Source organism: Microbacterium hydrocarbonoxydans, assembly GCF_900105205.1.
Lineage (GTDB): Bacteria > Actinomycetota > Actinomycetes > Actinomycetales > Microbacteriaceae > Microbacterium > Microbacterium hydrocarbonoxydans.
Genome location: NZ_FNSQ01000005.1, coordinates 2,449,056 through 2,461,882, shown reverse-complemented (window position 1 = coordinate 2,461,882; position 12,827 = coordinate 2,449,056). Strand labels below are relative to the sequence as shown.

Sequence of the window (12,827 nt, the reverse complement as noted above, 5' to 3'; positions counted from 1 at the left end):
CATGTCCGCCTCCCCATCGCCCCCGCCGCGGTTCCTCGCGCCCTCCCAGGTCGCGGAGCTCTTGAGCATCGAGGTCGATGAGGTCATCGAGCTCGTGTACGCGGGACGGCTGCGAGGATCCCAGCTGGGCTCCCCGTCGCGCTGGCGCATCGAGGAGCCGAGCCTGTCCGAGTACCTGGCGGAGCAGTCCGAGGAAGCGCGTCGGATGGCGCTGTGGCATCAGGCGGACGCGGCGAGCTTCCCCGAGGTGTGGGGGAGTCAGCGGGGTCACGGCATCTGATCGCCGGCAGTCTGCACACAGGCCAGCGCACGGAAGGGGATCACGCGGAAGCCCCGCACGGCGGCCGCCACCCGTGCCTCGCCCTGATCATGCAGAGCGAGGTCGAGGTGGTCGGCGCCAGCGCGGTCGACCGTTCCGTGCAGATCGACGCCTTCGATGCTGATCACCCTGACCGGAACCCGACGACGGGCAAGATCCCGCAGGACGAAGCCGAGCGACATGCGTTCGCGGAGCACGGGGTGGGATGCGAGGTCCTGTTCGAGGCTGGACAGCAGCAGTCCGTGATCGACTTCGATCCCGCGTAGGGCGTGGAGCGGGATGATCCGTGTCGAGGGTCGAGAGCCCGAACCCTCGCTCTCGACGGTGGCGATCCAGTCGGCGCCGAGAGCCTGGAGGCGCGCCCGGAGGCGGTGACCGCCGGGCAGATCGACCGTCGCGGGTGCCGCGGCTGAGCACAGCATCCGCAGCCGGGTGCGCAGTTCCAGACGCGAGATGCGGAGCCGCTCGGATTCCGCGTCCAAGGCGGCGCGGTCGCTCTCCCACTCCGCAGCCAGCTGACCTTCGAGGTCTTCGAACAGCCCGTCCCAGTGCACGCGCCCCACCGTAGGCGACGACGGAACGGTCATGTACGAGTTATCCACATGGTTCGCGGATTCCGGCCGGATGCCTTCCGGCCCCATGCTCTACTGGCCGCAGTCTTCCCCGATGGAGAGTGCCGCCGATGATGCTTCACGAATACTTCGCCCCGCAGCCGACGCCCCGCGACGAGCTGCCGGATCCTCAGCCGCTGTTGCGCAGTCTCACCCAGGGGGTGCTCGAAGTGCTGGCAGGGGTGCGTGAAGTCGACCAGCTCGCTCGCTGGTTCAGCGAGGAGGCATACCGGACTCTGGTGACGCGGTCGAATCTCTCGGCGCGAGCACGCAGCGCCAGGGGCGTCGCCCCCACCCGGCCGACATTCGAGATCCTGTCGACCAGGGTGACCGAGCCCGTCGACGGCAAGGTCGAAGCGGTGGTGGTCGTGGCGGGACCCGGGCGCACCAGGGCGGTGGCCATCCGCCTGGAGGGGCTCGACCGTCGCTGGCGTGCGACGTCGCTGGCCGTTCTCTGAGGTGACGCACTCTAGGCTGGTGGAGTGTCAACCCTCAGTGATCTCGCCCAGACCCAGGGCCTTCTGACCGAACACGAGGTCGAATGGCTGCATCGTCTCGCCGGAGACGGCCAGCTGCTCGCCGACCTCGCATCGGCGGACATCGTCGTGTGGATCCAGACCGAGGACGGATCGTTCATCGCTGTCGCGCATGCGCGCCCCAGCGGCGCGGCGACGCTGTTCTATCGCGACATCGTGGGCGAGCGGGTCCGCCCTCAGTGGCGCACTCAGGTGCAGGGGGCGTTCGACTCTGCGGAGATCGTCGACTCGTCATCGCCGGACTGGTTCGAGGAGACTCCGACGCGCGTCAGGGCCGTTCCGATCGTGATCGAACGTCGGGGCGCCGACCCGGCATCGAGCGTCATCGGCGTCGTGACCCGACACACGAACCTGGGTGAAGCGCGCACGCCCTCGCGGCAGCAGATCACGTTCGACGAATGCGCCAACGACATCTTCCGCATGATCGCGGACGGCAGCTTCCCCGACCCCGCTGCCCCCACCTCTCCGCGCCGAGGAGCGCCGCGCGCGTCTGACGGTCTCATCCGCATCGACGTGGACGGCATCACGACGTTCGCCAGTCCGAACGCGCTGTCGGCGTTCAATCGCATGGGCTTCGACGATGAGCTCGAGGGTGAGTCCCTCGCCGAGGTGACGACCCGGCTGGTGCCGCCGTCGCGTCAGGTCGACGAGTCGCTTCCGGTCGTCGTGACCGGGCGCGCGCCGTGGCGCACGGACATCGAGGCGCGCGGTGTCACCGTCTCGCTGCGGGCGATCCCTCTGAAGGACCACGGGACGCGCATCGGCGCGATCCTCCTGTGCCGCGACGTCTCGGAACTGCGCCACCAGGAGCAGGAGCTCATCACCAAGGACGCGACGATCCGAGAGATCCATCACCGCGTCAAGAACAACCTCCAGACGGTCGCGTCGCTGCTGCGCATCCAGGCGCGACGTACGCACTCGGACGAGGCCCGCGACGCGCTCACTCAGGCGATGCGCCGGGTGGACTCCATCGCCGTCGTGCACGACACGCTGGCGCAGGGGCTGACCCAGAAGGTCGACTTCGACGAGGTCTTCCACCGGGTGCTGAAGCTCGTCGCCGAGGTGGCATCCGCGCCGAACACCCGCGCGCGCACGCAGTCGACCGGACGCTTCGGCGTTCTGCCGAGCGAGTACGCGACGCCGCTCGCGCTGGCTCTCACCGAAGTGGTCACCAACGCCGTGGAGCACGGATTGGCCGGTCAGGAGGGCATCGTCACGATCGATGCCGCGCGCACGGAGGAGAACCTGCGGGTCACGGTCCGCGACACCGGACACGGGCTCCCGGAGGGGCGGATCGGCCAGGGGCTCGGCACGCAGATCATCCGCACCCTGATCCAGGGAGAGCTCAGCGGCTCGATCGAGTGGCGGGGGAGCGAGGGCGAGGGCACCGAGGTCGTCATCGACATCCCGCTCCGCTGGCTGACGAAGTAGCAGAGGAACGCGAAAGGCGCCCGAGACTCGGTCTCGGGCGCCTTCTTCTGTCAGATCAGGATGCGCGACGTGCGCGAGCGGCGCGACGCTTGAGCGCACGACGCTCGTCTTCGGAGAGACCGCCCCACACGCCCGAATCCTGGCTGGACTCGAGGGCGTACTGCAGGCAGATCTCGGTCACGGTGCACGTGGCGCAGACGGTCTTGGCCTTCTCGATCTGGTCGACGGCCGGACCGGTGTTCCCTACGGGGAAGAACAGTTCGGGATCGACAGTCAAGCAGGCGGCCTTGTCGCGCCAGTCCATGGGGGCTCCTCGGTGTGGATTGTTAAGCCATCGCCATGCGACGACTTGGATTTCGGGTGCAGTTCGGGTTCAGCTACCCTGTTGAGATACGGACGGATGCCCGCGATTTGTGATGCGAGCACGAAGCCCGCCCCACGCCGCTGTGGGAGCACATGACGCTGTCTATTCTGTTACATGAAACCGGCGAAATCAAGGGTTTCACCGGTTCTCATTCGATTCTCAGGAGACATCGTGCGCTCACCCCGACTGGCTCTCGCTGCCGCCGCCGTCCTCGCCGCAGAGGGAGCGGCACTGACCGTCTTCGCTCTCATCGAACTCCTCGGCCTCGGCGCAGGCGATGCCGCGTCGCTGCCGACGGCCCTGGCGCTCATCGTGCTGACCCTGATCGGCGCGGCGGCGCTGTTCGCTTTCGCGATCGGCACGCGGTCGGGTCGATCCTGGGCGCGGTCGGGCGGACTCGTCTTCCAGGTGCTCGCTGTCGCCCTCGCGCTCGCATCCCTGACGGTGCAGCCGATCTCCTGGCCGTTCACGGTCGGAGTGGGACTGCCGGGAGCATTGGGTTTCGTGCTCCTGCTGGCGACCACTCGAGCCGAGAACGAGCGCCCCGCGGCGTGACGCTCAGGCGTCGACGCCGAGCAGCTTGCGCAACCGCGCGACGTGCCCTGTGGCCTTGACGTTGTACTGCGCGAGGGTGACGATGCCGTTCTCGTCCAGCACGAAGGTCGAGCGGAGCACTCCCTCGACGACCTTGCCGTAGTTCATCTTCTCGCCCCACGCGCCGTAGGCGGTGTGGACGGCATGGTCAGGATCGCTGAGCAGGGTGAACGTCAGGCCGTCGCGCTCGCGGAACGCCGCGAGCTTCGCAGGCTCGTCGCGCGAGACTCCGATCACGCGGTAGCCAGCGCCCTCGAGAGACGAGATGCTGTCGCGGAAGTCGCACGCCTGCGTCGTGCAACCGGGCGTCATGGCAGCCGGATAGAAGTACAGCACCGTCTTCTGGCCTCGCAGATCGTCGAGACGGACGGTCCGGCCGTCCTGGTCGAGCAGAGCGAAGTCGGGGGCAGCGGTTCCGGGTTCGAGGCGCACAGTCACCGCTCCAGCCTAGCGTCCGGGGGTCTGCTCCGCCTTGTCGGCGAAGGTCTGCAGCAGCCGCTGCAGCGAGTCCAGGCGCGCCCGGCCCGTCTCCGACAGTTCGCCGCGTTCGGCGGCCTCGATCAGCGCGCAGTCCGGAGCGTCGGCCAGATGCGTGCACCCCCGGGGGCAGTCCTGGGCGATCACCGCGAGCTCGGTGAAGGCGGCGAGGATGTTGGCAGGGTCGACATGGCCGAGCCCGAAGGAGCGCACGCCCGGCGTGTCGATGACCCACCCCGTGCCGGCGGGACCGACGTATCGAAGCGACACCGTGGAGGAGGACGTGTGACGTCCACGCCCCGTCACCTGGTTCACGTGCCCCGTCGCGCGCAGCGCGCTGGGGACGAGGGCGTTCACGAGAGTGGACTTGCCAACCCCGGAGTGACCGACGAACACGGTCGAGTGGCCGACCAGCGCCGCACCGATCTCGTCGACGGGCATCTCCTCCTGCGCGCTCGTGAACACGCGCAGGTCGAGCCCGTCGAAGTGCGCGAGGAAGGAGGTCGGATCGGCGAGGTCCGTCTTGGTGACGACGAGGAGGGGACGGATGCCGGCATCCAGTGCGGCCACGAGGTAGCGGTCGACCAGACGCGCCCGCGGCTCGGGGTCGGCCGCGGCCACGACCACCAGCATCTGATCGGCGTTCGCGACGATGACGCGCTCGACCTGATCGGTGTCATCGGCGCTGCGGCGCAGCAGCGAGGTGCGATCGACGATCCCGATGATGCGTCCGAGCGTGCCGTCCTCGCCGGTCGTGTCGCCGACGACTTTGGCCTGATCGCCGGTCACGATCGGGTTGCGGCGCAGGTCGCGTGCGCGCGCCGCCGTGATCATCCGCTCGTCGGGGGTTCCCTCATCGAGCATCACCGAGTACCGGCCGCGGTCGACGCCGAGCACACGACCGATCTGGGCGTCGTCGTGTGCTGGTCTGCGCTTGGTCCGAGGGCGGTTCCCCTTGGGGTTCGGACGCGTGCGGATGCTGCTCTCGTACTCCTCGAAGTCGTCCTCGAGGTCGTCGGAGTCGTCGAGCCAGCTCACGCGGACGCGCCCTGCAGCATCCGCTCCCACAGGAGCGTGAACTCCGGCAGGGTCTTGGAGGTCGTGCCGATGTCGTCGATCTCGACCCCTGGGACACGGAGGCCGATGAGTGCCCCGGTCGTCGCCATGCGGTGGTCGTGGTGCGCGGCCCAGCTGCCGCCGTGCAGCGAGCGGGGGATGATGCGGAGTCCATCGGAGAGCTCCTCCGCCTCGCCGCCGAGCGCCCGGACGTTGCCGATCAGGGCCGCGATGCGATCGGTCTCGTGCAGTCGGATGTGTCCGATGCCACGGATCGTGGTCGGACCGGATGCGAAAGCAGCCAGGCCGACGAGGGTCGGCGTCAACTCGCTCGCCGCCGAGAGGTCGAGGTCGAGCCCGCGGATCTCAGAGCCGGCCTTCACCGTCAGCGTGCCGCTGTGGCGGCCGACGTGGGCGCCGAGGGCCTGCAGGATCTCGGGGAGGAGCGCTCCCGGCTGCGTGGAGTGCACCGGCCAGCCGGTCACCGAGACCGACCCTCCGGTGATGAGCGCGGCGGCGAGGAACGGTGCGGCGTTGGAGAGATCGGGCTCGATCGCGATCTCCTTGGCGCGCGGGACGCCGGCCTCCACCAGCCACTCGCCGGTGGCCGGACGTTCGATCCGGATGCCACGCCTGCTCAGGGCCTCGATGGTCATGTCGATGTGGGGCAGGCTCGGCAGGTGCTCGCCCGTGTGCACCAGATGCAGCCCGACGTCGAAGCGGGGGGCGGCGAGCAGAAGGCCGGAGACGAACTGGCTGGACGCGGAGGCATCGATCTCGACGCGGCCGCCGCGGATCCGCCCGTGTCCGCGGATGGTGAAGGGGAGAGCCCAGGTGCCCTCGTCGTCGATGTCGACGCCCAGGTCGCGCAGCGCGCTGATGAGTCCGCCCATAGGACGATGCAGGGCCGTCTCGTGCGCGGTCAGGTGCACGTCGTGCTGGGCGAGGCCGGCGAGCGGTGCGATGAACCGCATCACCGTCCCGGCTTGACCGCAGTCGACCGTCGTGCCGCCGACGAGCTTGGCGGGCGTGACGACCAGGTCGGGTCCGAACTCTCCCTCGCCGTCGACCTCCGCGATGCCGACGCCGAGCGCGCGCAGCGCTTCGACCATCCGTCGGGAGTCGTCCGAGTGCAGCGGGGCGATCAGTCGACCGGGCCCGTCGGCCGTCGCGGCGATGATGAGCTCGCGGTTGGTGAGCGACTTGGACCCCGGAACGGTCACGGTCGCGTGCACCGGGCCGTCGACGGACGGCGCGGCGTAGACGCCCTGGGCGGGGGAGGGGGAATACCTGTTGGCGCTCATCGGTTTCCACCTTAGTGAACGCGGGTGTCCGGTCGATCGAATGACCGGGCCTCGCTGAGAAGGAGAGAGCATGCTCGCAACGCTGGAACGCGAGTCGGTCGACCTCAGCCGCCTAGACTGGCCGGTGATGGATGACACGGCAACCGCAGAGACGGTCAGCGACCCTCGGCGCGAATTCGAGGAACAGGCGATCCCGTTCATGGATCAGCTCTATGCGGCGGCGATGCGTATGACGCGCAACCCCGCCGATGCCGCCGACCTCGTGCAGGAGACGTTCGTGAAGGCCTACGGGTCCTGGGCGACGTTCTCGCAGGGGACGAACCTGAAGGCATGGCTGTATCGGATCCTCACGAACACCTACATCAACATCTATCGCAAGAAGCAGCGCGAGCCGTTCCAGGGCACGATCGACGAGCTCGAGGACTGGCAGCTGGGCGGTGCGGAGTCGACCACGGCGTCGCACAGCCGCTCCGCCGAGGCCGAGGCGATCGACCGCATGCCGGCATCCGTCGTCAAGGACGCCCTGCAGGCGGTGCCGGAGGACTTCCGGTTGGCGGTGTACCTCGCAGACGTCGAGGGCTTCGCCTACCAGGAGATCGCCGACATCATGAAGACACCCATCGGCACCGTGATGAGCCGCCTGCATCGAGGCAGGCGGATGCTGCGGGAGCTGCTGGCTGAGTACGCCGCAGAGCGGGGAATCTCCGCGGCCGACCCGAGGAGCAAGAAATGACCGACTGCGGCTGCGACAAGGCCCGCAAGGATCTCGAGGAGTACCTCCGCAACGAGGTGTGCAACACCGAGCACACCGAGATCCGTGAGCACCTGGAGAACTGCCCGTCCTGCCGGGACGAGGCTCTCGTGGCGACCACCCTCACCGAGGTCGTGGCGCGCGCCTGCAAGGAGACTGCTCCAGAGGAGCTGCGCGACCAGGTGTTCGCCCGCCTGCGCGAGGTGCAGGCTTCGCAGCACTGACGCGGGTCGCGTCCTGACGTTCGCCCTAGGGTGGAGGCATGACGTCCATCGATTCACGCGAACTGCCCGCTGATCCTGCGTCCACCGATCGACTCGCCGCGCAGTCGCTGACCTACCGTGTCGTCGACACCGCCGATCGGGCGCAGTCGGAGCGATTCCAGCGCGCGATGTCGAGAGGCTTCCTCGGGGCCGAGCCCTCGGATGAGGCGATCGCCTTCGGAAGACCTGCCTTCGAGGCTCGACGCAACACGGGTGTGTACGAGGCCTCTGCTCCGAATGCTCAGCCGGTCGCGACCATCGACTCGTGGGTGACCCCTCTCACGACGGCGGGTGGTGGCGAGATCCCGATGTGGGCGATCAGCGGGGTGACGGTCTCTGCGACCCACCGCCGTCGCGGCATCGCCAGGGCGCTCCTGGAGGGTGAGCTGCGTGCCGCGGCATCCGCCGGCGTGCCGATCGCCGGGCTCACCGTTTCTGAGGCGACGATCTACGGTCGGTACGGCTTCGGTTCGGCGCTCCCGATGTCGCGCTTCACCGTCGACACCCGGCGCGCGGGGTGGGCAGGGACAGCGGGTGACGGACGCCTCGAGTACGTCGACCGCGAGACGCTGGCGACCGAGCTCGGCGCGATCCATGAGCGCGCGAGGTCGTCGCGCGCAGGGCAGATCCCGGGCTGGGCGACGCGCTGGACCGGGATCGCAGGGTTGTCGCCGAGCGACACCGACCGTGACAAGGTGCGTGGCATCCGGTTCCTCGACGGGGCCGGGGCCGTGCGCGGCGCCATGGCCTTCACAGTGAGCGAGCGTGGCGGGTCGTTCCGCTTCGGTCTCGACGTCCGCCTGCTGGTCGCCGAGACACAGGACGCGACGGCGGCGCTGTGGAGGTTCGCCCTGCAGCACGACCTCGTGGACGAGGTCACCGCCGATCTGCGGCCGCTGGACGACTCTCTCCCGTGGCTGGTCCACGACCCGCGCGGAGTGAAGCAGACGGTCCACGACCACGGCTGGCTGCGCATCCTCGACCTTCCGACCGTCCTGCGTTCACGCGATTACTCCGCACCGCTCGACGTCGTGCTGCGGGTCAGCGACCCGCTCGGGTTCGCGGCCGGCGACTGGAGGCTGCAGATCGGGAATGACGGGACGGCGACCGTCGCAGCCGTCGAAGGGGGAGCGTCGGAGGTTGACGCCGCGCTCGACATCTCGGCGCTGTCGATCCTGTTCGCCGGGGGTGTGCGGGCGGCGGCGCTGCACGGCGCCGGTCGCATCGCCGCTGCAGCGCCGATCGTCGAGTCCCTCGACCGCGCATTCGTCTCGTTCCCGTCACCTGCTCTGGACATCTGGTACTGACGGCCGACCTGCGCACAGCACGCAGAAAGGGCGCCTCGACCGAGTCGAGACGCCCTTTCTGCGTGCGTGAGTCTCAGCCCAGGGTCAGCGCGTCGCGCAGGAGCTTCGCCTGCTCGGCCGCGTGCACCTTCGACGATCCGGTCGCGGGCGAGGCGGATGCCGGCCGGCAGACCGGACGGAACGACCGGTCGCCGGGGACGTCCGCGAACGCCAGGGCGAGGAACGGCCATGCCCCCTGGTTCTCCGGCTCCTCCTGCACCCACACCAGCTCGGCGTTCGGGTAGGAGTCGGTGATGGCCTTCAGGCCCTCGATCGGCGTCGGATACAGCTGCTCGAGCCGGACGAGAGCGATCTCGGGGTTCGGGTTCTTCTCGATCTCGGACTTCAGGTCCCAGTGGACCTTGCCCGAGTGCACGAGCACCCGCTTGACGGCGGCGCGGTCGAGACCGCGGCCGTCGTCGATCACCGGTTCGAAACGTCCCTGGGTGAAGGCCTCGACGGGACTGGTCGCTCCGCGCAGACGCAGCATCGCCTTCGGCGTGAAGACGATCAGCGGCTTGCGCGGACGCGCGTACGCCTGACGACGCAGCAGGTGGAAGTACGACGCCGGCGTCGAGGGACGCGCGACGATCATGTTGTCCTGTGCGCACATCTGCAGGAAGCGCTCGATGCGGGAGGAGGAGTGGTCAGGTCCCTGGCCCTCGTAGCCGTGCGGCAGGAGCAGCGTCACGCTGGACTGCTGTCCCCACTTCTGTTCGGCGGCGGAGATGTACTCGTCGATCACGGTCTGGGCGCCGTTGACGAAGTCGCCGAACTGCGCCTCCCAGAGCACCAGAGCCTCGGGCGCCTCAACCGAGTATCCGTACTCGAAGCCGAGGGCGGCGTACTCGCTGAGCAGCGAGTCGTAGACGAAGAAGCGTCCCTGCGATTCGGACAGGTTCGACAGCGGCAGCCACTCCTGACCGTTCGCGCGGTCGTGCAGGGTGGCGTGGCGCTGCACGAACGTGCCGCGCCGCGAGTCCTGGCCTGCCAGACGCACGGTCGTGCCCTCGACGAGGAGGGAGCCGAAGGCGAGCAGCTCGCCGAAGCCCCAGTCGATGTTGCCGTTGCGACTCATGTCGTGGCGCTTCTCGAGCTGCTGCTGCAGCTTGGGGTGGACGGTGAAGCCCTCCGGCTTGTTGACGAACGCGTCGCCGATGAGCTGGATCACCTCGTTCGAGACACCGGTGATCTCGGGCGCCCCGACCTGCTCCTCGACCGGGAGCTCCTGGACGACCTGGTTGGCTCCGGTCTCGGCGGCGTGCGTCTCGGCGAAGGCGATCTCCAGGCGGTTCTGGAAGTCGGCCTTGGCCTCGTCGTACTCCTCTTCGGTGATGTCACCGCGGCCGACCAGCGACTCGGTGTAGAGCTTGCGCACTGAGCGCTTCGCCTGGATGAGGTCGGTCATGAGCGGCTGCGTCATCGAGGGATCGTCGCCCTCGTTGTGTCCGCGGCGGCGGTAGCACACCAGGTCGATGACCACGTCGCGGTGGAACCGCTCGCGGTATTCGAAGGCCAGCTGGGCGACGTGGATGACCGCCTCGGGGTCGTCGCCGTTCACGTGGAAGACCGGGGCCTGGATCGTCTTGGCGACGTCCGTGGAGTACACCGAGGTGCGCGAGTCGTTCGGGAGGGTCGTGAATCCGACCTGGTTGTTCACGACGACGTGGATCGTGCCACCCGTGCGGTATCCGCGCAGCTGCGACATCTGCAGCGTCTCGACCACGACGCCCTGGCCCGCGAAGGCCGCGTCGCCGTGCACGAGGATCGGCAGCCACGCGAATGTCCCGATCGGCTTGCGGTCCTGCTTGGCGCGGACGATGCCCTCGAGCACGCCGTCGACGGTCTCGAGGTGAGACGGGTTCGCGGCGAGGTAGACCGGAAGCTCCGACTTGTCGTCGGCGATGAAGGTGCCCTCGGTGCCGAGGTGGTACTTGACGTCGCCGGAGCCGCGCTGGTTGCCCGGCGTCTGCGTGCCCTCGAACTCCTGGAAGACCTGTCCGTAAGTCTTGCCCGCGATGTTGGTGAGGACGTTGAGGCGGCCGCGGTGTGCCATGCCGATCGCCGCGCCCTCGAGGCCGGCGGTCGCGGCGCCCTGCAGGATCTCGTCGAGCAGCGGTACGAGCGATTCGCCGCCCTCGAGCGAGAACCGCTTCTGGCCGACGAACTTCGTCTGCAGGAAGGTCTCGAACGCCTCGGCCTCGTTGAGCTTGCGCAGAACCCGCAGCTGCTCGTCGTGGCCGGGCTTCTGGTACTTGACCTCGACCTTCTCCTGGAACCAGCGGCGCTGCTCCGGGTCCTGGATGTGCATGTACTCGATGCCCAGCGTGCGGCAGTACGAGTCGCGCAGGACTCCGAGGATGTCGCGGAGCTTCGCGACCCTGCGCCCGCCGAAGCCGCCGGTGACGAACTCGCGGTCCAGGTCCCAGAACGTGAGGCCGTGGCTCTCGATCTCGAGGTCGGGGTGCGAGCGCTGGACGTACTCGAGCGGGTCGATGTCGGCCATCAGGTGGCCGCGTACGCGGAACGAGTTGATGAGCTCCTGCACGCGGGACTGCTTGTCGACGCGCTCGGCGAGGTCGACGGCGATGTCCGGGTTCCAGCGGATAGGGGAGTACGGGATGCGGAGGGCCGCGAAGATGTCGTCGTAGAACCCGCGCTGCCCGATCAGCAGCTCGTGCACCTTCTTGAGGAACTCGCCGGATCCGGCACCCTGGATGACGCGGTGGTCGTAGGTGCTGGTGAGCGTGATGGTCTTGCCGATGGCCAGCTCGTTGAGCGTCTTCTCGCTCGCGCCCTGGAATTCGGCAGGGTACTCCAGCGCGCCGGCGCCGATGATGCAGCCCTGCCCCTTCATGAGACGGGGCACCGAGTGCACGGTGCCGATGCCGCCGGGGTTGGTCAGCGAGACCGTGGTGCCTTGGAAGTCCGCGGCGGTGAGCTTGTTGTTGCGGGCACGCCTGACGAGGTCCTCGTACGCGACGAGGTACTCGCTGAACGAGAGGGTGTCGGCGCGCTTGATGCTGGGCACCATGAGCGCGCGCGTGCCGTCGGGCTTCGGAAGGTCGATCGCGATGCCCAGGTTCACGTGAGCGGGCGCGACCACGGAGGGCTTGCCGTCGACTTCCGCGTAGAAGACGTTCTGGCTGCGGAACTCGTCGAGGGTGCGGATCAGCGCCCAGCCGATGAGGTGCGTGAAGCTGATCTTGCCGCCGCGCGTGCGCGCCATGTGGTTGTTGATGACGATGCGGTTGTCGATCATCAGCTTCGCCGGCACCGTGCGCACACTGGTCGCCGTCGGAACGGTCAGCGACTCGTCCATGTTGGCGGCGAGGGTTTTGGGAAGGCCGCGCAGCGGGGTGACCTTGTCTTCCTCGGTCGGCTTCTCGGCTTCAGCCGAGTCCGCCTTGGGTGCGGGCTTCGGGGCCTGCGCGGGGATGGGGGCGGCGGCTGCGGGCTTCGTCGTGGTGCGCGCGACGGGCTGGGCTCCGATCACGGGGATCGGAGCGGTCACGGGGTGCGACGGCTGTTCGGCCGCGGCTGCGGGAGCCGCAGGGGCTGCGCCGGTGGCGGCATCCGACTGGTATCTCTCCAGGATCGGCCACCACTCCTTGTCGACGGAATCGCGGTTCACCTTGAACTGCTCGTAGAGCTCTTCCACGAGCCAGGAATTGGCTCCGAACCCCCCGTCGCCCCCGACGCCGGTCACCTGGTTCGACACGCTCGATCGCCCTCTTTCATCGCTGAAGTCCACATATGCACACCAGGACGCAGG

13 protein-coding genes are annotated in these 12,827 nt (G+C 68.6%); 7 read left to right on the top strand and 6 right to left on the bottom strand.

What is annotated here, in order from left to right; translation table 11 throughout:
• The first annotated feature begins 1 nt into the window (after window position 1).
• Window positions 2–280, top strand: a complete 279-nt coding sequence (locus BLW44_RS12225; protein WP_060926573.1) for a helix-turn-helix domain-containing protein — start codon at window positions 2–4, stop codon at window positions 278–280.
• On the opposite strand, the gene BLW44_RS12220 is transcribed toward BLW44_RS12225, so the two are convergent.
• Window positions 268–906 carry a hypothetical protein gene (locus BLW44_RS12220; RefSeq protein ID WP_245647381.1) on the bottom strand — a complete coding sequence of 213 codons (639 nt, stop codon included), beginning with the start codon at window positions 904–906 and terminating at the stop codon, window positions 268–270. The genes BLW44_RS12225 and BLW44_RS12220 overlap by 13 nt on opposite strands.
• A gap of 95 nt (window positions 907–1,001) precedes the next feature.
• Between BLW44_RS12220 and BLW44_RS12215 the strand changes: the two genes are divergently transcribed.
• Entirely contained in the window at window positions 1,002–1,388 is a 387-nt protein-coding gene (locus BLW44_RS12215; protein WP_060926519.1) for an Rv3235 family protein, read from the top strand.
• 24 nt (window positions 1,389–1,412) lie between these two features.
• Window positions 1,413–2,897, top strand: coding sequence for a sensor histidine kinase (locus BLW44_RS12210; RefSeq protein ID WP_060926520.1), 1,485 nt, complete (start codon window positions 1,413–1,415; stop codon window positions 2,895–2,897).
• Between the two features lie 55 nt (window positions 2,898–2,952).
• Here the strand turns inward: BLW44_RS12210 and BLW44_RS12205 are convergent, their stop codons facing one another.
• Window positions 2,953–3,201 (bottom strand): WhiB family transcriptional regulator, encoded by a 249-nt coding sequence (locus BLW44_RS12205; RefSeq protein WP_028503730.1) that lies wholly within the window; start codon window positions 3,199–3,201, stop codon window positions 2,953–2,955.
• Between the two features lie 231 nt (window positions 3,202–3,432).
• Between BLW44_RS12205 and BLW44_RS12200 the strand changes: the two genes are divergently transcribed.
• On the top strand, window positions 3,433–3,816 hold the full coding sequence (locus BLW44_RS12200) for a hypothetical protein (RefSeq protein WP_060926521.1): 384 nt from the start codon (window positions 3,433–3,435) through the stop codon (window positions 3,814–3,816).
• A 3-nt stretch (window positions 3,817–3,819) separates the two neighbouring features.
• Here BLW44_RS12200 and bcp read toward each other — a convergent pair whose 3' ends face one another.
• From bcp to aroA, 3 genes are read right to left on the bottom strand one after another with little or no spacing between them, the layout of a single operon-like run.
• Entirely contained in the window at window positions 3,820–4,293 is a 474-nt protein-coding gene (gene bcp, locus BLW44_RS12195; RefSeq protein WP_060926522.1) for a thioredoxin-dependent thiol peroxidase, read from the bottom strand.
• 9 nt (window positions 4,294–4,302) lie between these two features.
• Window positions 4,303–5,370, bottom strand: coding sequence for a ribosome small subunit-dependent GTPase A (rsgA, locus tag BLW44_RS12190; protein ID WP_060926575.1), 1,068 nt, complete (start codon window positions 5,368–5,370; stop codon window positions 4,303–4,305).
• A complete protein-coding gene (gene aroA / locus BLW44_RS12185) occupies window positions 5,367–6,692 on the bottom strand; it encodes a 3-phosphoshikimate 1-carboxyvinyltransferase (protein ID WP_060926523.1) in 1,326 nt (441 codons plus the stop codon). Before aroA ends, rsgA begins: the two co-directional genes overlap by 4 nt.
• Before the next feature lie 70 nt (window positions 6,693–6,762).
• Here aroA and BLW44_RS12180 point away from each other — a divergent pair, with 70 nt between their 5' ends.
• From BLW44_RS12180 to BLW44_RS12170, 3 genes are read left to right on the top strand one after another with little or no spacing between them, the layout of a single operon-like run.
• Window positions 6,763–7,425 (top strand): sigma-70 family RNA polymerase sigma factor, encoded by a 663-nt coding sequence (locus BLW44_RS12180; protein WP_060926524.1) that lies wholly within the window; start codon window positions 6,763–6,765, stop codon window positions 7,423–7,425.
• The gene (locus tag BLW44_RS12175) at window positions 7,422–7,667 is read left to right on the top strand and encodes a zf-HC2 domain-containing protein (protein ID WP_056376255.1); all 246 of its coding nucleotides are present in this window, start codon (window positions 7,422–7,424) and stop codon (window positions 7,665–7,667) included. Before BLW44_RS12180 ends, BLW44_RS12175 begins: the two co-directional genes overlap by 4 nt.
• 38 nt (window positions 7,668–7,705) lie before the next feature.
• The gene (locus BLW44_RS12170; RefSeq protein ID WP_060926525.1) at window positions 7,706–9,013 is read left to right on the top strand and encodes a GNAT family N-acetyltransferase; all 1,308 of its coding nucleotides are present in this window, start codon (window positions 7,706–7,708) and stop codon (window positions 9,011–9,013) included.
• Window positions 9,014–9,086: 73 nt separating this feature from the next.
• On the opposite strand, the gene BLW44_RS12165 is transcribed toward BLW44_RS12170, so the two are convergent.
• Window positions 9,087–12,773 (bottom strand): multifunctional oxoglutarate decarboxylase/oxoglutarate dehydrogenase thiamine pyrophosphate-binding subunit/dihydrolipoyllysine-residue succinyltransferase subunit, encoded by a 3,687-nt coding sequence (locus BLW44_RS12165; RefSeq protein ID WP_074731789.1) that lies wholly within the window; start codon window positions 12,771–12,773, stop codon window positions 9,087–9,089.
• Window positions 12,774–12,827: the final 54 nt, after the last annotated feature.